This window comes from Glutamicibacter sp. ZJUTW (genome assembly GCF_008370855.1).
In the GTDB taxonomy this organism is placed as follows: Bacteria; Actinomycetota; Actinomycetes; order Actinomycetales; family Micrococcaceae; genus Glutamicibacter; species Glutamicibacter nicotianae.
In genome coordinates this window covers 3142197-3159495 of sequence record NZ_CP043624.1, presented here as the reverse complement: position 1 = coordinate 3159495, position 17299 = coordinate 3142197, and the positions used below count along the sequence as shown (strand labels likewise).

At 64.2% G+C, this 17299-nt stretch carries 17 protein-coding genes and 1 riboswitch; of the genes, 11 read left to right on the top strand and 6 right to left on the bottom strand.

The features are described 5' to 3' along the window. Positions 1–21 precede the first annotated feature (21 nt). From F0M17_RS14855 to rraA, 6 genes are all read left to right on the top strand, one after another. Entirely contained in the window at positions 22–1341 is a 1320-nt protein-coding gene (locus F0M17_RS14855) for an MFS transporter (protein WP_073706941.1), read from the top strand. A gap of 33 nt (positions 1342–1374) precedes the next feature. Continuing rightward, positions 1375–2595, top strand: a complete 1221-nt coding sequence (locus tag F0M17_RS14850; RefSeq protein WP_073706940.1) for an alpha-hydroxy acid oxidase — start codon at positions 1375–1377, stop codon at positions 2593–2595. Positions 2596–2651: 56 nt separating this feature from the next. Next, positions 2652–3245, top strand: coding sequence for a DUF308 domain-containing protein (locus tag F0M17_RS14845; RefSeq protein WP_073706939.1), 594 nt, complete (start codon positions 2652–2654; stop codon positions 3243–3245). 38 nt (positions 3246–3283) lie between these two features. Then, entirely contained in the window at positions 3284–3577 is a 294-nt protein-coding gene (locus F0M17_RS14840; RefSeq protein ID WP_223308794.1) for a hypothetical protein, read from the top strand. Between the two features lie 90 nt (positions 3578–3667). Next, positions 3668–5179, top strand: a complete 1512-nt coding sequence (locus tag F0M17_RS14835) for an amino acid permease (protein ID WP_143181074.1) — start codon at positions 3668–3670, stop codon at positions 5177–5179. An 83-nt stretch (positions 5180–5262) separates the two neighbouring features. Beyond that, on the top strand, positions 5263–5739 hold the full coding sequence (gene rraA, locus F0M17_RS14830) for a ribonuclease E activity regulator RraA (RefSeq protein ID WP_073706937.1): 477 nt from the start codon (positions 5263–5265) through the stop codon (positions 5737–5739). A 16-nt stretch (positions 5740–5755) separates the two neighbouring features. On the opposite strand, the gene F0M17_RS14825 is transcribed toward rraA, so the two are convergent. Continuing rightward, on the bottom strand, positions 5756–6064 hold the full coding sequence (locus F0M17_RS14825; RefSeq protein ID WP_038993088.1) for a hypothetical protein: 309 nt from the start codon (positions 6062–6064) through the stop codon (positions 5756–5758). Between the two features lie 112 nt (positions 6065–6176). Beyond that, complete coding sequence (locus tag F0M17_RS14820; RefSeq protein WP_073706936.1) at positions 6177–6746, bottom strand: CGNR zinc finger domain-containing protein; 570 nt, start codon at positions 6744–6746, stop codon at positions 6177–6179. 114 nt (positions 6747–6860) lie between these two features. Between F0M17_RS14820 and F0M17_RS14815 the strand changes: the two genes are divergently transcribed. The 4 genes from F0M17_RS14815 (at position 6861) to F0M17_RS14800 (ending at position 11124) form a co-directional block, all read left to right on the top strand. Further along, complete coding sequence (locus F0M17_RS14815) at positions 6861–7838, top strand: DMT family transporter (protein ID WP_073706935.1); 978 nt, start codon at positions 6861–6863, stop codon at positions 7836–7838. 130 nt (positions 7839–7968) lie between these two features. After that, entirely contained in the window at positions 7969–9492 is a 1524-nt protein-coding gene (locus tag F0M17_RS14810) for a GMC family oxidoreductase (RefSeq protein WP_149597436.1), read from the top strand. Positions 9493–9646: 154 nt separating this feature from the next. After that, positions 9647–10099, top strand: a complete 453-nt coding sequence (locus tag F0M17_RS14805; protein ID WP_073706933.1) for a MarR family winged helix-turn-helix transcriptional regulator — start codon at positions 9647–9649, stop codon at positions 10097–10099. Next, positions 10096–11124 carry an FUSC family protein gene (locus F0M17_RS14800; protein ID WP_143181073.1) on the top strand — a complete coding sequence of 343 codons (1029 nt, stop codon included), beginning with the start codon at positions 10096–10098 and terminating at the stop codon, positions 11122–11124. The genes F0M17_RS14805 and F0M17_RS14800 overlap by 4 nt, the downstream gene beginning before the upstream one ends. Before the next feature lie 13 nt (positions 11125–11137). Here F0M17_RS14800 and F0M17_RS14795 read toward each other — a convergent pair whose 3' ends face one another. Together F0M17_RS14795 and cycA are read right to left on the bottom strand one after the other, a co-directional pair. Beyond that, the gene (locus F0M17_RS14795) at positions 11138–11461 is read right to left on the bottom strand and encodes a 4a-hydroxytetrahydrobiopterin dehydratase (RefSeq protein ID WP_083586714.1); all 324 of its coding nucleotides are present in this window, start codon (positions 11459–11461) and stop codon (positions 11138–11140) included. A gap of 161 nt (positions 11462–11622) precedes the next feature. Then, positions 11623–13125: a D-serine/D-alanine/glycine transporter gene (gene cycA / locus F0M17_RS14790; protein WP_073706932.1), complete on the bottom strand. Its 1503-nt coding sequence runs from the start codon at positions 13123–13125 to the stop codon at positions 11623–11625. Positions 13126–13444: 319 nt separating this feature from the next. Continuing rightward, positions 13445–13543, bottom strand: a riboswitch (glycine riboswitch). Between the two features lie 421 nt (positions 13544–13964). On the opposite strand from cycA, the gene puuE reads away from it, so the two are divergent. Next, on the top strand, positions 13965–14891 hold the full coding sequence (puuE, locus tag F0M17_RS14785) for an allantoinase PuuE (RefSeq protein WP_038993093.1): 927 nt from the start codon (positions 13965–13967) through the stop codon (positions 14889–14891). Between the two features lie 408 nt (positions 14892–15299). On the opposite strand, the gene F0M17_RS14780 is transcribed toward puuE, so the two are convergent. Beyond that, positions 15300–16529, bottom strand: a complete 1230-nt coding sequence (locus F0M17_RS14780) for an amidohydrolase (protein WP_149597435.1) — start codon at positions 16527–16529, stop codon at positions 15300–15302. 56 nt (positions 16530–16585) lie between these two features. Then, the gene (locus F0M17_RS14775; protein WP_223308793.1) at positions 16586–17260 is read right to left on the bottom strand and encodes a hypothetical protein; all 675 of its coding nucleotides are present in this window, start codon (positions 17258–17260) and stop codon (positions 16586–16588) included. Positions 17261–17299 lie beyond the last annotated feature (39 nt).

Below are 17299 nucleotides of genomic sequence, written 5' to 3'. Positions count from 1 at the left end.
CACTACTTCATCGCAAGGACTATGACTGTGCCGATCACCCAGAACCCAGCCAGCGGGCAGCAAGCGCGCAACCGGCGTCGAGCCCTGTTCGCCTCCGTCTTCGGCACGGCCATCGAATGGTATGACTACGCGCTGTATGGCGCGGCCGCGTCGGTGGTGATCGGCCCGCTGTTCTTCTCCGGGGCCGGTGGCTCGGCGGCCTCCATCGCCTCCTTTGCCACCTTCGCGGTGGGCTTCGTGGCCCGCCCGCTGGGCGGAGTGGTCATCGGGCATCTCGGGGACAAGTTCGGCCGCCGCCCAGCGATGCTGCTCTCGGTCATCCTGATGGGCGTCGCCACCGTGGGCATCGGCCTGCTGCCCACCGCAGCCAGCTGGGGCGTATGGTCCGTGGGCCTGTTGGTGCTGCTGCGCCTGATCCAGGGCTTCGGCGCCGGCGCCGAGCTGACCGGGGCAATGACCCTGGTAGCCGAATACGTGGAGCCGAAGAAACGCGGCCTCTACACCTCGCTGGTGCTCGCCACCCCTCCGCTGGGCATTGCTCTGGCCACCGTGTGCTTCTTCCTGGTCTCGCTGGCCGGCGACGAGGCCTTGCTCGGCTGGGCCTGGCGCATTCCCTTCCTGATCTCGGCGCTGCTGTTCGTGGTGGCCATCTACATCCGCAACAAGCTGGAGGAAACCCCGGACTACGCCGCCGCCATGGCCTCGGCCCGCGCCAGCCAGCAGCAGGCCAAGCTGCCCATCGTGCAGGTGTTCGCCGGGCACTGGCGCCGGGTTATCCTGGGCTTCCTGGCCATCACCGGGCACAATGCGGTGAACTACATCCTCGCGGTCTTCGCGCTGAGCCTGATGGTCACCAGCGGCATGGAACGCAGCCAGGCGCTGCTGGCGGTCACCCTGGGCTCGCTGGTCTCCGTGGTGCTCACGCCGGTCGGCGGCTGGCTGGCTGACCGGTTCGGCGCCTCCAAGGTGCTGGCTGCTGGAAACATCTCCGGCCTGGTCCTCGCCTTCCCGATCTTCGCGATGGTCTCCACCGGCGAATTCGCCTACGGGCTATTGGGCATCGCCGCCGGCTACGCACTGGTGATTCCGTGCACCTCAGGTGCCCAGGGCGCCTTCCTCACCGAGCTGTTCCCCGTTTCGATCCGCTTCTCCGGGATCGCCCTGGCCCGCGAACTGAACGGCGCCATCGTCGCCGGACTCTCGCCGCTGATCGCCGCCGCGCTGCTGCAGGCAGGCAATGGCTCCATCGTGATGCCGGCCGGCTACCTGGCCCTGTGCTGCCTGTCCTCGGCCGTGGCGATCTTCATCGGCACCCGCGCGAGCACGCGCAACCTGTACTGAACCAACGCATTTCCACCGAAGAAGGAACAACCAATGGGTAACCTCAAGCGCCAGCTGCCGGACGTCGCCGAACTGGTCAGCCTGATGAAGTTCAAGCTCCCCACCACCGATCGCCGGGCCGCCCGCCTGGCCAGCGCCGCTGACCTCTGGGATCTGCGCAGGATCGCCAAGCGCCGCACCCCCGCCGCGGCCTTCGACTATGTCGACGGCGCCGCCGGCCGCGAGATCACCGCGAGGCGCGCCCGCGAGGTATTCGACAACGTCGAGCTGCTGCCGCGCATCCTGCACGGCACCGCGCACTCGGACCTGTCCACCGCCATTGCCGGTGCGCCATCGGCGCTGCCTTTCGGCATCGCGCCCACCGGTTTCACCCGCTTCATGCACTCCGAGGGAGAAATCGGCGGATCCAGGGCTGCCCAGAAGGCCGGGATTCCCTTCAGCCTGTCCACCATGGGCACCCGCTCCATCGAGGAAGTCGCCGCGGCGGCACCGGAGGGGCGCAAGTGGTTCCAGCTCTATCTGTGGAAGGACCGCGAGAAGTCCAAGGCGCTGGTGGAACGCGCGGCCGCGGCAGGCTTCGACACCCTGCTGGTCACCGTGGATACCCCGGTAGCCGGCCAGCGCCACCGCGATGCCCGCAACGGCATGAAGATCCCGCCCGAGCTGACGCTGAAGACCGTCTTGGATGCCTCCTACCGTCCGGAGTGGTGGTACAACTTCCTGACCACCGATTCGCTGAAGTTCGCCTCGCTATCCGATACCTCGGCAGACCTGCCGACCATCATCAACTCCATGTTCGATTCCTCCTTGGACTTCGACGACCTGGAATGGATCCGCGAGCTGTGGACCGGCCAGCTGTTCGTCAAGGGCGTGCTCACCCGCGAGGACGCCGCCAAGGCAAAGGCTGCCGGTGCTGACGGCCTGGTGGTGTCCAACCATGGCGGACGCCAGCTGGACCGTGCGCCGATTGCCTTCGAAGCGCTCAGCGAGGTGCGCGCCGAAGTCGGTGAGGGCATGGAAATCATCATGGATTCGGGCATCATGTCCGGTGCGGACATTGTCGCCGCACTGTGCGCCGGAGCCGATTTCGTGCTCATTGGCCGCGCCTACCTCTACGGCCTGATGGCTGGCGGCGAGGAAGGCGTCAGCCGTGCCATCGAATTGCTGGCCAAGGAAGTGGAAGTGAATATGCAGCTGATGGGCGCTGCCAGCATCAAGGACCTGGGCGAGTCGCTGATCCGCCGCCGCCGCTGACGTGATTAACTCCGGGCGAAGTGGCGGTTAGTTCTATGAGCGGTAGAATAGAGATTGTGCCTGCACCAAAAACCACCCCAGTCCAAGCTTCAGATGTCTTCCGCCCAGTGTTCCTGCGCGGTCTGGCAGCCCTGGCCTATGCCCTGATGTCGATTTTCTGGATCGGCGCAGATGAGAAGGTCGTGACCTACTCGACGGCAGCGTTCCTCGTTGTCACTGGCGTATTCATGTGGCAGTACGTATCGGTGGAAAGCGCTCCTGAGAAGTCGCGCGCCCCCTACGCACTGGGTGCTGGGCTGATGCTCATGGCTGGCATCGCAACCATCTTCGTCAGCTCGATCACCTGGGTTGGCTACGTGGCAGCGTTCGCCTTCCTGGCAGCCGGCATTGCCGAACTCGTGGTCTTCGCCAAGCTCCGCGAGGCCTTCCCGCCGTTCAGGAACCAGCTGGTGACCGGCGCGGTGGGCGTGATCTTGGCCATTTCGCTGTGCTTCAGCGGCGGCCTGGATGCACACGCATTGTTCGGCCTGATTGGCGGCGGCACCATTGTTCTCGCGGTCTTCGCGCTGATTGCAGCCTTCGGCCATCGCCACGAGATGAAGGCGGCCGCACCGGCCACGAACAATACCCCGGACCAGGGCAACAACTAGTCCTCAGGTCAGCAGCAAGAGTAGAAACGGAGTTTCTGGTGGGAAACAATAAGAAGAAGCAACCGTGGAGCCAGTCAATCAAGGGCCCACTGAGCTTCTCGCTGATCTTGGGCCTTGTCTCCGGCGTGGTCGGCCTGATCAGCTCCACCGGCGGATCGCAGAATCCACTGCGCTTCGACATCGGCTTGGCGGCCTTCGGCATCGCCTTCGTTGCCAGCCTGCTGGTCATCTCGGTGTTGACCATGGCAGCCAAGGAAAATGATCCTGACCTTGGAAAGGGCACCGGGGTCAACCGATCCTCTGCCAATCCGGACAAGAAGTTTGAAGACTGATAATAAAGCTTAGCCACGCGGCATGACGCGCTGGGACTGTCCATCCACAGATAGTCCCAGCGCGTTGTCGTTTGCCGGGTCGGCCAATCGATGCGAAACGCCTCCAGCACGCACCAAGGATTTCGAGTGAGCAGCACGAGCAACACAGAGCAGCACAGCCATACCCCATTGGGCACGCAGCTGCGGCGGCGCAAGTCCATCCAGGCGATGGCCAACGATGCGGTGGACAACACCGGACTCGGAACGCTCAAGCGCTCGCTGGGCGTCACCCAGCTGGTCATGATCTCGGTTGGCGCCACCCTGGGTACCGGCATCCTGGTGATCCTCGGATCAGCCGTTCCGGTCGCCGGCCCGGCGATCTGGATCGCCTTCGTGCTGGCCGGCATCACCGCGCTGCTCTCGGCGGTGTCCTACGCCGAAATGGCCGGCATGGTCCCGGTCTCCGGCTCCAGCTACTCCTATTCCTATGCCACCTTGGGCGAAGGCATGGCCTGGGTGTGCGGCTGGTGCCTGGTTCTGGAATACGCGGTGTCCGCGGCCGCGGTGGCGGTAGGCGCCGGGTCCTACGTGAACCAGACCCTGGAGATTTTCGGCCTCGCCTTGCCGCAAGCACTGGCCGCCGGCCCGGGCGAGGGCGGCATCATCAACCTCTCGGCACTGATTGTGGTCATCTTGGCCACCTTGCTGCTGGTCCGCGGTGCCCGTGAATCGGCCTTGGCCAACACCGTCATGGTGATCGTGAAGATCGCCATCCTCGTCTTCTTCGTGGTCGTCGCCTTCACCGCTTTCAATGCCGGCAACTTCGCGCCGCTGCTGCCCATGGGCGCCGCGGGCGTGACCGGTGCTGCCTCCATGGTCTTCTTCTCCTACATCGGCTTCGATGCCGCCTCGACCGCTGGCGAGGAAGCCAAGAACCCGCAGAAGGATCTGCCGCGGGCCATCATGATCGCCATGGTGATGGTGACCGCCATCTACGTGCTGGTTGCCGTGGCGGCCATCGGCGCCCGGGAATGGGAGTGGTTCGCCGATTCGGAAGCCGCCCTGGTGCAAATCGTTTCAGAGATCACCGGGCAGAAGTGGATGGTCCTGGCCTTCGCCCTGGCCTCGGTGATCGCGATCGTTTCGGTGGTGCTCACCACCCTGTACGGCCAAACCCGCATCCTGCTGTCCATGGGCCGCGATGGCCTGATCCCGCGCTTCTTCGCCAAGATCTCGCCGAGCACCCGCACCCCGGTCATCGGCACCTACGTCACCGGCGCGGTCGTGGCCATTGCCGCCTCGCTGATCCCGTTGGGCCAGCTGGCCGAAGCGACCAGCATCGGCACCCTCTTCGCCTTCTCGCTAGTGGGCGTCTCGGTGATCTACCTGCGCAAGACCCAGCCCGATATCCCGCGCACCTTCCGCGTCCCGCTGTATCCGGTGACTCCGATGCTGGGTATCGCTGCCTGCCTGTTCCTGATGTTCAATCTGGCCGGGATCACCTGGCTGGTCTTCGGAATCTGGATGGCCGTGGGCGCCGCGATCTATTTGGCCTATGGCCGGCGCAATTCGCGTCTGGGAGCGTTGGACTCCAAGGCGTATGAGGCGGAGCTGAACCTCTAAACCTTTTGTCATGCTCTGGGGTTGCGTGCGCTGAGGGCTAAGCTGTGTGGTGGACCACTATCGCAGCTCACGAAGGAAGCGACATGCACCAGGAACCGATCAGCACCGCCGACCTCTACGACCAGCATGGAGATGCGCTGCAGTCCGTCTCCTTGCAGTTCCAGGACTTTGGCGGGCGGCTGTCCTTCTACGGGCCGGCACGCACCGTGAAGTGCCATGAGGACAATGGCCTGGTCAAGGAAATCCTGAGCTTCCCGGGCAACGGCGCGGTGCTCGTGGTCGATGGGGGAGCGTCCCTGCGCTACGCACTGATGGGCGACATGATTGCAGAGAGCGCTGAAGCCAATGGCTGGGCCGGGGTCATCATCAGCGGCGCCGTGCGCGACCGGGCCGCACTGGCCGAACTGGAGCTGGGCATCAAGGCGCTGGGCAGCAACCCGCGCAAGACCGTCAAGCGCTCGCATGGCTCAGTCGACGAAGCCATCAGCATCGGGGACGTGAACATCCGTCCCGGCGCGATGGTGTACGCGGATATCGACGGGATTCTCGTCGAGCACTGATCGCCGACCGGCGCGGCTAGGACTTGTCGCCGGCGCCTTCCCACTCCGCCTTGAACTCGTCGGTGCTCAACGTTTCCAGGTCCTCGCGGATCTGGACGACCAGACGTTCAGCCTCCTCGAGGCTGGAGGTCGTGATGCGCAGGACTACCGAATCGTCTTGGCGCGAATGCACGACAACCTGCGGCTCATTCGCTTCGTATTCGGCATCGCCCAAGGCTGCCGATGCCAGGGCTACAACCCAGCGGGCGGCGGCTTTCAGCGGGCCGCTCTCAGCAGCTTCGATCCGAGCCTCGTAATCATCCGAAGCGTGGGTTTCCTGAGTCATGGCCTGCCCCTTCCACTACTGCAACTGCCGGTGTCCCGGTTGTGTGTTCATCATATGGCCCGCGCAAGGCAAAAGGCGAGGAGCATCGCCCAACTCGATCCAGGCCGGACGCTCAGCGGTCGGGCAGCTGCTGGCCCGAGCGCTTTGACGCCTTGCGCGCACGGTAGGCGCGCACATGCTCGCGGTTGGCACAGTTGCGGGTATCGCAGTACAGCTTGGAACGGTTGCGCGACAAATCCAGCAATGCCGCCTCGCAGTCCTTGGAGGCGCAGATGCGCAGCCGCTGCAAACCGCCGGAACGGATCACCTCGGCCAGCGCCATCGCGGCATCCACCGCCATCCGGTCGTAGAGCGGGGTGCTGTTGGTGGTGGCGTGCAGGTGGTAGCCCAGCGATTCGCTCTTGATCAGCTGCGGCTGGGCGTTGGCGTTGCGCAGGATGGCATTGACCCGGAACACCGATTCTTCTTCGGTGCCGATCCAGATGTTCTTCAGCTGGGAACGCAGCTGGCGGATGGAACGCAGCTCCGCCTGGTTGTGCGCGCGTGAGCCGTCGAAGTTCTCCGCGTCGAGGAACTCATCGAGATCAGCGACGGTGGAGAGCATATCCACGATTTGCACCTCGGTATTCAGCAGATTCACCACGGTCTTCAGCGACGCTTCGATATCTGGGGCAAAGGTCATAATTCGTTCCTGGAGGGTGGGTGGATTGACTGCCACTCAAGCCTAACCGTATCGTCATGCTCATACCCCCATTTGCCCCTGAACGGGGCATGAAATTCTGCGCGAAAGACCCTCATGAGCGACCTGCCTACCCCCGGTGCGCCTGCAGCTTCCACCTACGCTGCGACCAGCCATCCCAGCCAATCGAAGGGCATTTGGATTGCACTGGCCTCCTCGGCCGCCTTCGGGTTGTCGGGCTCCTTCGCCAAGGGGCTTTTCGAGGCCGGTTGGAGCCCTACCGCCGCGGTAGCTGCCCGCATGGCGGGCGCGGCGCTGGTGCTGGCCATCCCGGCGCTGCTGGCGATGCGCGGACGGTGGGTGCTGCTGCGCACCAACTGGGTATCGATTGTGCTCTTCGGACTCTTCGGGGTGGGCGCCTGCCAGCTGTGCTATTTCCTGGCGGTGCAGCGATTGGATGTGGGCGTGGCCCTGTTGCTGGAGTATCTGGCGCCGGTGCTGATTGTGCTGGTGCTGTGGGCCAGGCACCAGAAGCGCCCGTCCGTGGCGACCATCGCCGGAACCCTGCTGTCGCTGGCTGGGCTGGTAGCGGTGCTCGACCTGACCGGTACGACACGTATCGATCCGATTGGCGTGCTCTGGGGACTGGGCGCGGCCATCGGGCTGACCGTCTACTTCTTCATCAGCGCCAAGGTTGATGGAGCGCTGCCGCCGATCATGCTCTCTGCTGGGGGCATGGCAGTCGGTGCGCTGACCATGCTGGCCGTGGGAGGACTGGGCATCCTTCCCATGCACTGGGCTCCCGGCACTGGCTCTTTCGCCGGCTTCGAGACCCCGTGGTGGCTGGCGCTGACCGGGCTGATCCTGATCGCCACCGTGTTCTCCTACACCACCGGCGTGATGGCCGCGAGGGAACTGGGATCCAAGGTGGCAAGCTTCATCTCATTGACCGAGGTGCTCTTCGCGGTGCTCTGGGCCTGGCTGCTGCTGGCCGAGCTGCCCGGTGCGGTGCAGCTGTTCGGCGGCCTGCTGATCGTGGGCGGAGTGGTCCTGGTCCGCATCGACGAATTGCGAGCGGCCCGGATCCGCAAATAGCCGAAGCGGCCCCAAGCGGATACTGCGCACGCGTTGCCAATTGCTGTGCGCACGATGACAATGGAAAACCTGCTGACCTGTACAGACTGGGTAAATACATTTCGCAGCACCTCAAGGTGGAGGAGTTTCCATGGGCAGCAAGTCGGTCATTGTCGTCGGAGCAGGTTCAGCAGGTGCGGTCGTCGCGCGCCGGCTGGTGGACGCGGGAGCGCATGTGACCTTGTTCGAAGCCGGGTCCGAAGACACCAACCCGGCCATCCATGACCTCTCGCGCATGGGCGAACTGTGGCATAGCAAGGACGACTGGGATTATCACACGGTCCCGATGGCAGGGGCCGCCAACAAGCCGATGCACTTGCCTCGTGGCAAGGTGCTCGGCGGATCGCACGCGCTGAACGCAACCATCTGGGTGCGCTGCGCACCGCAGGACTACGACGACTGGGCCAAGGACTGCGGCGAGCAGTGGGCCTGGAAGAACGTCTTGCCGATCTACAAGGATATCGAGAACTTCTCCGGCGGCGCCAGCAAGTTCCACGGCACCGAAGGGCTGGTGCCGGTGGACAACGACTACGAGCTGGATGAAATCCAGCAGTCGATCATCGACGCGGCAGTGCAGTCCGGCATCGAGTTCAACCCCGACTACAACGGTGAGCAGCTGGACGGCGTGTCCAAGGAGCAGATCAACGTCGTTGGCGGCGAACGCATCAACACCTGGAAGGCCTACCTCAAGCCGGTGCGCGAGCGTCTTGAGATCATCACCGACGCCGAAGTGCACTCGGTGATCCTGGAATCCGGCACCGTGGTGGGCGTGCGCTATCAGAAGGGCGGGCAGCTGCAGGAGCTGCGCGCCGATGAGGTGGTGCTCAGCGCCGGCGCCTTGGGCTCCCCGCAGATCCTCCTGCGCTCCGGAATCGGTCCGGCGGCCGAGCTCCAGGCCGTGGGTGTCGAGCCGCTGCATGAGCTGGACCAGGTGGGCAAGAACCTGCATGACCACCTGCTCGCCCCGGTCATCGCCGAAACCACCACCCGGGACATTCCTGCCCCGCGCACCGGGGTCTCGGTCTCGCAATCGCACATGTTCTCCCGCTCCCGCGCAGACCTGGACCGCCCGGACACCCAGCCGATTTTCTTCGCCGTGCCAATGTACTCCCCGGGCATGGAACCGATCGAGGGCACTGCATTCACCCTGCACTCCGGAATCGTGACCCCGCACAGCCGTGGAGAAATCACCCTGAGCGGACCTGGACTGGAAGATCAGGTGAACATCGATTTGAATGCCCTGGATGATCCGCGGGATCTGGAGGCGTTCGTGTACTCGATGAAGCAGTGCCGAGCGATGGTCCAGCAGGACGCCTTGGCCCAGGACTGGGGTGCCCGGGAGGTGTACCCGGGCAATGAGGTGAAGAGCGATGAGCAGCTGGGGGAGTACATCCGCAACAACGTGGTGACCTACCACCACCAGGTGGGTACCTGCCGCATGGGCACCGATGCGCAGGCAGTGGTGGATCCGCAGCTGCGCGTCCGCGGCCTGGCCGGCCTGCGCGTCATTGATGCGTCGATCATGCCGAAGATCACCACCGGCAACACCAACGCCCCGGCCATCCTCATCGGCGAGATGGGAGCCAAGTTCCTGGTGGCAGACCTGGGGCTCTGAACGGCGGGGAGGCCAAGCCAAATCGTCCACCCGTCCCGCTGGATGGTGTTTGAGCAGAACGGGTGGGCGATGATGGCCGTCATTGCCATGTGAGATTCATCGATAAAACGCTTCTTTTTGAAATCGTTTCGAAATGAAATGATATTTTGGGGGAATGGCTGAACACCAGATTCCCCAGTTCCAATGGAACTCTCTGAGCTATCTCACTGCCCGCGCCGGACGCATCGGCACCCAGGAGCTGACCGAGCTGATGGAATCCGAGTCCTTGACCAGGCATCATTTCACCATAATCTGCGCGCTGGAGGAGTTCGGCGGCATCTCGCAGAATGACCTGGCGGCACGCTCGAATCTGAACCGTGGCCACCTGGTGGCCTACCTCGACCAGCTGTCCAGTCGCGGCATCCTGGAACGCAACGTCGATCCGGAAGACCGCCGCCGCAACCTCATTACGCTGACCGCCGCAGGCAGGAAGTTCGCTGCCCGGGCGATGGCCGCCGCCGAGCACAGCGAGGCCAAGGTGTTTGGCGCCTTGGATGCGCAACAGCAAGTCCAGTTGCGCACCTTGCTCCAGCTGGTCGCCGCCCAGGACGGGGAAGCGCAGCAGTGAAACGCCATCTGAAGGAAGTCATGCGGCGAAGCGTCATCGTGGCCCCGCACCGCCCGTCGCTCATCCCGGCATCCAAGGCGACGCTCAGCCTGGCCGTGCCGCTGATCCTCGTGGCAAGTGCTGGCCGGCTGGACTGGGCAATGTACGCCGCATTCGGCGCTTTCTGCGCGGTCTTCGGCCGCTTCGATGCCTATGCGCCGCGTTTCTGGCAGCAGCTCTCGGCAGGCATCGTGCAGCTGCTCGCCATGCTGCTGGGCACCTACTTCTCGCTCATCGATGCGCCGTTCCTGGTGCGCGCGCTGGTGCTGGCAGTTATCGGCTTCGGCGCCAACTACGTCTCGCATGCCGCACGCTGGATGCCGCCAGGACCAATCTTCGCGGTCTTCGCCGGCGGAGCCTGCCTGAGCCTGCCGGCTACCGTGGACAACTTCACCGGGGTGCTGCTGGCCGGCGGCGGCACGATGGTCTTCAGCATGCTGCTGATGCTGGGCCTCTCGCTGCGCAAAGCGAACCTGCGCCATACCCTTGGCTCCGGATTCAACTGGGCTCCCAGCGACCGTGCCATGCCGGAGTCGCTGCAGATGGGTTCGGGCGTGCTGCTCGCTGCAGTCATCGCCTGCCTGGTCGGCGACGGCCACTGGTACTGGGCCAGCCTCGGCGCGATCGCTGCGGTCACCGGCATCGATGCCTATGCGCGCGTGGCCCGTGGGCTGCAGCGCTGCGTGGGCACCTGCCTCGGGGTGGCGCTGGCTGCCGTGGTTTTCGCCTTCGATTCCCCGCTCTGGGTGGTCCTGGCCGCCGCGCTGGCCTCGCAGTTCATCATCGAGCTGGTGATCCTGCGCAACTATGCGGTGGGCATGGTCTTCATGACCATCTCCGCGCTGCTCATGGTCCACCTGGTCAGCCCGGAACCGCCTTCGTCGCTGCTCATCGACCGGATATCCATGACGGCGCTCGGCGCCGCTGTGGGTGCGGCGCAGAGCATCATCATTTCCTCGATCGTGTCCCGCCGCCAGCGCAGATGAACGGGGGAAGCGGCTACTGATTCCCGGTGATCACCTGGGCATCGAGCTTGCTGGCTTCGATGGAGATGTGGCGGGCCAATTGCATCTCGGGCGCTGAGAGCCGCTCAGGCTGGTTGGGCGCCAGACGCAGCTCCACGGTGGTGATCCGCCAATCCAGATGCGGATGCCGGTTGTCTTGCTCGGCACGCAAGCCCACCTGGACTATGAACTGCAGGGCAGTGCTGGAGGAATCGAAGCGGTAGGCGGCCCGCAGCCCCCGGTCATCACGCATCCAGTCGGGCAAGTCCGCCGGCACCTGGCCGGATTCGATGCGCGGCAATGGACCCGTTGATGTCATGGTTCTTTCCTCCTGAGGCAGCTTTTCGAAGGTAGCCAGCGCTTGCTGGCTGAACCAATGATGGCATCAATCCTGCAAGCCTCAATAGCGATCCCAGCGAGCACGCAGAAAGGCCCCGGCAAGATGCCGGGGCCTGGGCTGCGCAGCCGGTGCGTGCAGTGCTACTGGTGCACGTTTTCGTTGGCCCGCGGGGCAGCTTCCTGCTCGTGATTGGCGAAAGATTTCGCGTCACGGTAGGCGGCCGCTTCGTAGCGTTCGTGCGCCACCTTGGCCAGGTGCGCGGCGCGCAGCTCCTGGTGCTGCGGGTTGCGGCGGATGTACAGGTAGCCGGCGCCCAGGACCAGGAACCAGGCCGGGGTGATCAGCAGGGCGGTGAAGGTATCGGCCTGGGTGGTCAGTGCCCAGATGATGAAGCCGAAGAAGCCGAGCACCACATACGGCATGAGAACTCCGCCTGGCACCTTGAACTTCGAGGCATCGTGCAGGTGCGGGCGGCGGGCCCGGAAGACCAGGTAGCTGAGCAGGATGATGGTCCACACGAACATGAAGCACAGGGCCGAGACGGTGGTGACCAAGGTGAAGGCGCCCATCACCGAGTCGCCGCTGTAGAGCAGGGCGACGCCGGCCAGCAGGAACATGCAGGAGAACATCAGCGCGTTCTTCGGGACCTTGCGTCCGGAGAGCTTGGCGAAGCTCTTCGGGGCATCGCCTTCCAGGGACAGGCCGCGCAGCATCCGCGAGGTGGAGTAGATGCCGGAGTTGGCGCTGGAGGTGGCGGAGGTGAGCACCACGAAGTTGATGATGCCCGCGGCGCCGGCCAGGCCGGCCAGGGCGAACATGCCCACGAACGGGGAATTCTCGGCGGAGAACAGGTTCCACGGCTCGACCATCATCAGGATCAGCAGGGCGCCGACATAGAAGAACAGGATGCGCGCGGGAATCGAGTTGATCGCCTTGGGCAGCGTCTTTTCCGGGTCCTTGGTTTCGGCTGCGGTGGTGCCCACCAGCTCGATGCCCACGAACGCGAACACGGCGATCTGGAAGCCGGCGACGAAGCCCATGAAGCCGGTGGGGAACATGCCGCCGTGCGCCCACAGGTTGGCGAAGGAGGAAGTCGTGCCGTCGTGCTGGAAACCGGTGATGATCATGACCAGGCCGACCACGATCAGCGCGCCGATGGCCACGATCTTGATCAGCGCGAACCAGAATTCGGTTTCGCCAAAGGCCTTCACGGTGGCCAGATTCAGCACCAGCAGCAGTGCGATGCATGCCAGGGCCGGGATCCACAACGGGAGGTCGCCCCACCAGAAGGCGACATAGTGGGCGATGGCCACCACATCGGCGATGCCGGTGACTACCCAGCAGAACCAGTAGGTCCAGCCGGTGAAGAAGGCGGCCCAGGGACCGAGCAGATCTCCGGCGAAATCGGCGAAAGTCTTGTATTCGAGGTTGCTCAGCAGCAGCTCGCCCATGGCGCGCATGACGAAGAAGAGCATGAAGCCGATGATCATGTAGACGAAGATGACCGACGGGCCGGCGACCGAAATGGTCTTGCCGGAGCCCATGAACAGGCCCGTGCCGATAGCGCCGCCAATGGCGATCAGCTGGATGTGTCGATTGGAGAGCCCGCGCTCGAGAGTGGGGTCAGAACTGGTGGTACTCATGCTGGTTGCCTTCCAGGAGTGTGGCGTGGCGCCCCGAAGCTGATCTGCCTCCAAGCCGGGTTGGCTTGGAGCGCAGTCTCGCTTCGATGAACACTTCCGTTTCGGAGCAGTCCAGCAGGCTTGCCCGGGACGCTGCGCAAAGAGCAGGGACCAGGCCAGCCACGGGGAGTACCTCGAATCCGGTGCGCTCGGTGCGGCACTGTTCTTGGTCCCTCCCCAATCTGTATGTCGACCTGAGAGTTTTCACTTCGGCCCGATTACTGGGCGAAGCTTGCTCCTTCGGTGAGTGCGGCCGTGCCGCACTGCTTTCCAGATTTGCCTAGTCGTGGCGGTACGGGTGCCTGAGAGTTTCCCGGGGAGGAAATTGCTCCTACGGCGCCCGCCCATGGTGTGGGCGGGTCTCTCCCGCCACGCATCAGCGGCATATGTGGTGATTGCCATCACAGTATGCGCAGAAACCTCAACGTGGTGCAAGTCGTATTTTCACATTTTGGGCCGACAGCAACCGCGCAATCCCCGGGAACAAGAGATCACCTGCCGGAAATCAAGGATTTCTTGCTTCGTAACGAATAGCGGGCTTTCCCATGGTGCGTGCATCGGGGCCACGGCGGTGTTGCTGCCATAGGCACGCGACTGCCGATCCAGCAGAGGGCGAGGCCGGGGTGCTTCGGGTTGGGGAGACGTTTCACAATTCACCGTCTGCGGCAGGGTGTGGCAGGATGCACAATACAAACTTCCAGTCCGGGCCAGTCCGGTCTTCCGGCAGCGCGAGAAGCACTGCATCATCATGTATTTCCGAGCCTGCCATGCGTGCGGAGTGAACAAAGAAGGGACCATCCATGGGCGAATCTGAGCAAAAGAACGGCAATCGCGACTTCGTGGGCTACGGCCGCAAGAGCATTGACCCGCAGTGGCCCGCAGGTGCCAAGGTTGCGGTGCAATTCGTGGTCAACTACGAAGAAGGCGGCGAAAGCTGCGTTCTTGACGGAGACCCCGCTTCCGAGCATCTGCTCTCCGAAATCGTCGGTGCCGCGCCGTGGCCAGGACAGCGCAACCAGAATATGGAATCGCTCTACGAGTACGGCTCGCGCGCCGGATTCTGGCGTCTGCATCGCGAATTCACCGAGCGGAACCTTCCGGTTACCGTCTTCGGAGTGGCTGCCGCAATGGCACGCAATCCCGAAGCCGTGCAGGCCATGAACGAGGCCGGATGGGAAATTGCCAGCCACGGCTACCGTTGGCTGGAATACAAGGATTTCGATAAGGAAGAGGAACGCCGCCACATCCATGACGCGGTGAAGGTTCACACCGAAACGGCCGGTGAACGACCCTATGGCATGTACCAGGGCAAGCCTTCGGACAACACCTTGGAACTGGTCATGGAAGAAGGCGGATTCCTCTATTCGGCCGACAGCTATGCAGACGATTTGCCTTATTGGACCCAGACGAAGGAAGGCAAGCCGTTCCTGATCGTTCCTTACACCCTGGATGCCAATGACATGCGCTTCGCGACGCCGCAGGGATTCAACTCCGGTGACCAATTCTTCACCTACCTCAAGGATGCCTTCGATACCCTGTATCGCGAAGGCCAGGAAGGCTCGCCGAAGATGATGAGCATCGGATTGCACTGCCGCTTGGTGGGCAAGCCGGGCCGCATCGCCAGCCTGCGCCGCTTCCTGGACTACATTTCCGGGTTCGAGGACATCTGGGTAGCCCGCCGCGTGGATATTGCCAAGCACTGGTACGAGAACCATCTGCCGATGTAGTCGCCAAAGCAGGCAAGCACGGCCCTGCGGCGTCCAGGCGGCAGCGGTGCCGTGCTTGCCTGCCCGGCGGGGCACCAGCGGGGCGGTTGTCCCAAGCACGAGATCGTCTAGTGCCGAGCGTTCTTCGTGATCCATGGATCACGCCCGGTGGCATTCAGCAGGCTTGCCGGTCGCTTCGCCACCTCGTGACTCCGCCCGGCCAGGGAATCCCGGTACGCCAAACGAGGAGCCCAACTGGAACTAAGAAGGCCGAAGGCGCACAAATTCCTGCAGTTCGCGGCAACCAGCCCGATGGATGCCGACGGCTTCACCAGCCAATGCGAAGTGGTGGACTCCGTCGCGGCCCCGATCCCTGTCGGCTCCAAGGCCAGCGCCAGGATGGCCCCCGGGGCAAGTGGCAGTCCTTGTTCACTGCTGGCCAACCTTTGAGTACAGGGCACGCACGGCGGCCCGCACACCGGTGGCCAGCGTTGGATCGGTGATCGGGGCGAAGAACGGCGAGTGGTTGGCCGGGGGAGCCCCGGCGGCCAGGGTTTCGGCGCTGTTGCCGCCGAAGAACCAGAACACGCTCGGCACCCCGATCGCTGATGCCAGCGCGCCGAAATCCTCGCTGCCCATCACCGGAGTGCCTTGCACGACCTTCTCTGCACCGAATTCCCCGCGGAACTGCTCGGCGAGCTTCCCGGCTTCCTCCGGGTCGTTGTACAAGGGCGGGAAATTGGAGATGTCCTCGATGACCGGCTCCGGTGCTCCCGAGGCCAGTGCCTCGTGGGCAATGATCCGGCGCAGGGAATCCAGGACGGTGCGGCGCACCTTGGGATCGAAGGTGCGCACATTGATCGTGAAGACCGCGCGATCGGGAATCACATTCTCCTTCAGCCCCGCATTGAAGGAGCCGATGGTGAGCACAGCTGCCGACTGCGGGGCCACCTGGCGGGAAACAACGGTCTGCAAGCGCATCACCATGGCGGCTCCCAGCACGATCGGGTCAATTGAATGCTCCGGCATCGAGCCGTGCGAGCCCTGGCCCATCACCGTCACCCGGAAGGAATCAGCGGTGGACATCGCCGCCCCACCCATCAGGGTGACGGTGCCCGCCAGCCCGCCCATGACATGCTGGCCGTAGACCACCTCGGGCTTGGGCGCCTTGTCCCACAATCCGTCCTCCACCATGGCCTTGGCCCCGGCAGCGGTTTCCTCGCCCGGCTGCAGAATGAAGACCAGCGTGCCCGCCCACGCATCGGTTCCCCGGGCAAACAGCTCGGCGGTTGCCAGGGCCACGGCCATGTGCGAGTCGTGGCCGCAGGCATGCATCACCGGCACCTCGGTGCCATCCTCCAGCACACCGGTAGCTTCGCTGGCATAGTCCAGGCCGGTGTCCTCGAGCACCGGCAGCCCGTCGGTATCGGCCCTGAAGGCCACCACCGGGCCTGGCCCGTTGCGCAGCACCCCCACCACTCCGGTGCCGCCGCAGCGGAAGACCTCCAATCCCGCGTCGCCCAGCCTGCGGGCCAGGAAATCCGCGGTGCGGTGCTCCTGCATGGACAGTTCGGGATGGGCATGCAGATGCTTGTAGGTGCTGATCAGCTCTGCCGCGGATGCGGTGGTGAGCTGCAAGGATGCTGGGATGCGGGTCATTTCCGGTTCTGGCCTTCCAGTCGATGCGGTGGCGGGGTAGTTGGCGGCATCCGGTCCTAGTAGACCGGGCCCTCGGGCGGATTGCCGTGCTCATCGGGTTCCCGGGCCGCGGTGATGGCCCGCTTGTCGCGCAGGAACCAGGCGATGACCGCCGAGCCGATAACCGCGATGGCGGTGGAGAACAAGCCCATCTGCGGGGAGAGCGGAACCAGCCCGAAGACCACGATCAGCGAGACCACCAGCGCAATGATGGCCGCGCGCGGGGCCTTCTGGCTGACGATGGCCTGCACGACGACAGCACCCATGACGGTGGGCAGGATATAGGTCTGCACGGTGGTGATCAGGCCGGCGGGAATGACGCTGACCAGCCAGGTGCCCATCAGCCCGACGAAGATGAACAGCGAGGCCAGGTGCACTGCGGCCGCGCCGCAGATCGCCGCCACCGAAGCCAGCTCGCCCTTGCGCGTGCCCGGTTTCACCCCGATGGTGGACTGGGCGATCATCGCCGCCGGCAGCAGCTTGTTGGAGATGTTGCCGATCATGAACGCCTGGTACATCGAGGAGGCGCCGAGGATCGGGAAGTAGGTCAGCGGTTCGACGATCCAGATGACTCCGAAGACCGCGGCCAGTGCGCCGAAGGCTGCGAGGATGCCGGAGAGCGGGATGTCCAGTCCCGAGAAGAAGACCAGATAGGCGGGGGCCGCGAGCGAAAAGGCCAGGCCGATGAGCATGGTGATCCGTCCCCAGCGGGAGGTGGTCCGGTTGGAATG

Bases quoted from the DNA above. Each gene is read 5' to 3' on its own strand.
- F0M17_RS14775 (WP_223308793.1), bottom strand. From the start codon at position 17,260: ATGCTCATCGGCCTGGCCTTTTCGCTCGCGGCCCCCGCCTATCTGGTC.
- F0M17_RS14810 (WP_149597436.1), top strand. From the start codon at position 7,969: ATGGGCAGCAAGTCGGTCATTGTCGTCGGAGCAGGTTCAGCAGGTGCG.
- F0M17_RS14805 (WP_073706933.1), top strand. From the start codon at position 9,647: ATGGCTGAACACCAGATTCCCCAGTTCCAATGGAACTCTCTGAGCTAT.
- cycA (WP_073706932.1), bottom strand. From the start codon at position 13,125: ATGAGTACCACCAGTTCTGACCCCACTCTCGAGCGCGGGCTCTCCAAT.
- F0M17_RS14850 (WP_073706940.1), top strand. From the start codon at position 1,375: ATGGGTAACCTCAAGCGCCAGCTGCCGGACGTCGCCGAACTGGTCAGC.
- puuE (WP_038993093.1), top strand. From the start codon at position 13,965: ATGGGCGAATCTGAGCAAAAGAACGGCAATCGCGACTTCGTGGGCTAC.
- F0M17_RS14815 (WP_073706935.1), top strand. From the start codon at position 6,861: ATGAGCGACCTGCCTACCCCCGGTGCGCCTGCAGCTTCCACCTACGCT.
- rraA (WP_073706937.1), top strand. From the start codon at position 5,263: ATGCACCAGGAACCGATCAGCACCGCCGACCTCTACGACCAGCATGGA.
- F0M17_RS14795 (WP_083586714.1), bottom strand. From the start codon at position 11,461: ATGACATCAACGGGTCCATTGCCGCGCATCGAATCCGGCCAGGTGCCG.
- F0M17_RS14780 (WP_149597435.1), bottom strand. From the start codon at position 16,529: ATGACCCGCATCCCAGCATCCTTGCAGCTCACCACCGCATCCGCGGCA.
- F0M17_RS14835 (WP_143181074.1), top strand. From the start codon at position 3,668: ATGCGAAACGCCTCCAGCACGCACCAAGGATTTCGAGTGAGCAGCACG.
- F0M17_RS14825 (WP_038993088.1), bottom strand. From the start codon at position 6,064: ATGACTCAGGAAACCCACGCTTCGGATGATTACGAGGCTCGGATCGAA.
- F0M17_RS14855 (WP_073706941.1), top strand. From the start codon at position 22: ATGACTGTGCCGATCACCCAGAACCCAGCCAGCGGGCAGCAAGCGCGC.
- F0M17_RS14820 (WP_073706936.1), bottom strand. From the start codon at position 6,746: ATGACCTTTGCCCCAGATATCGAAGCGTCGCTGAAGACCGTGGTGAAT.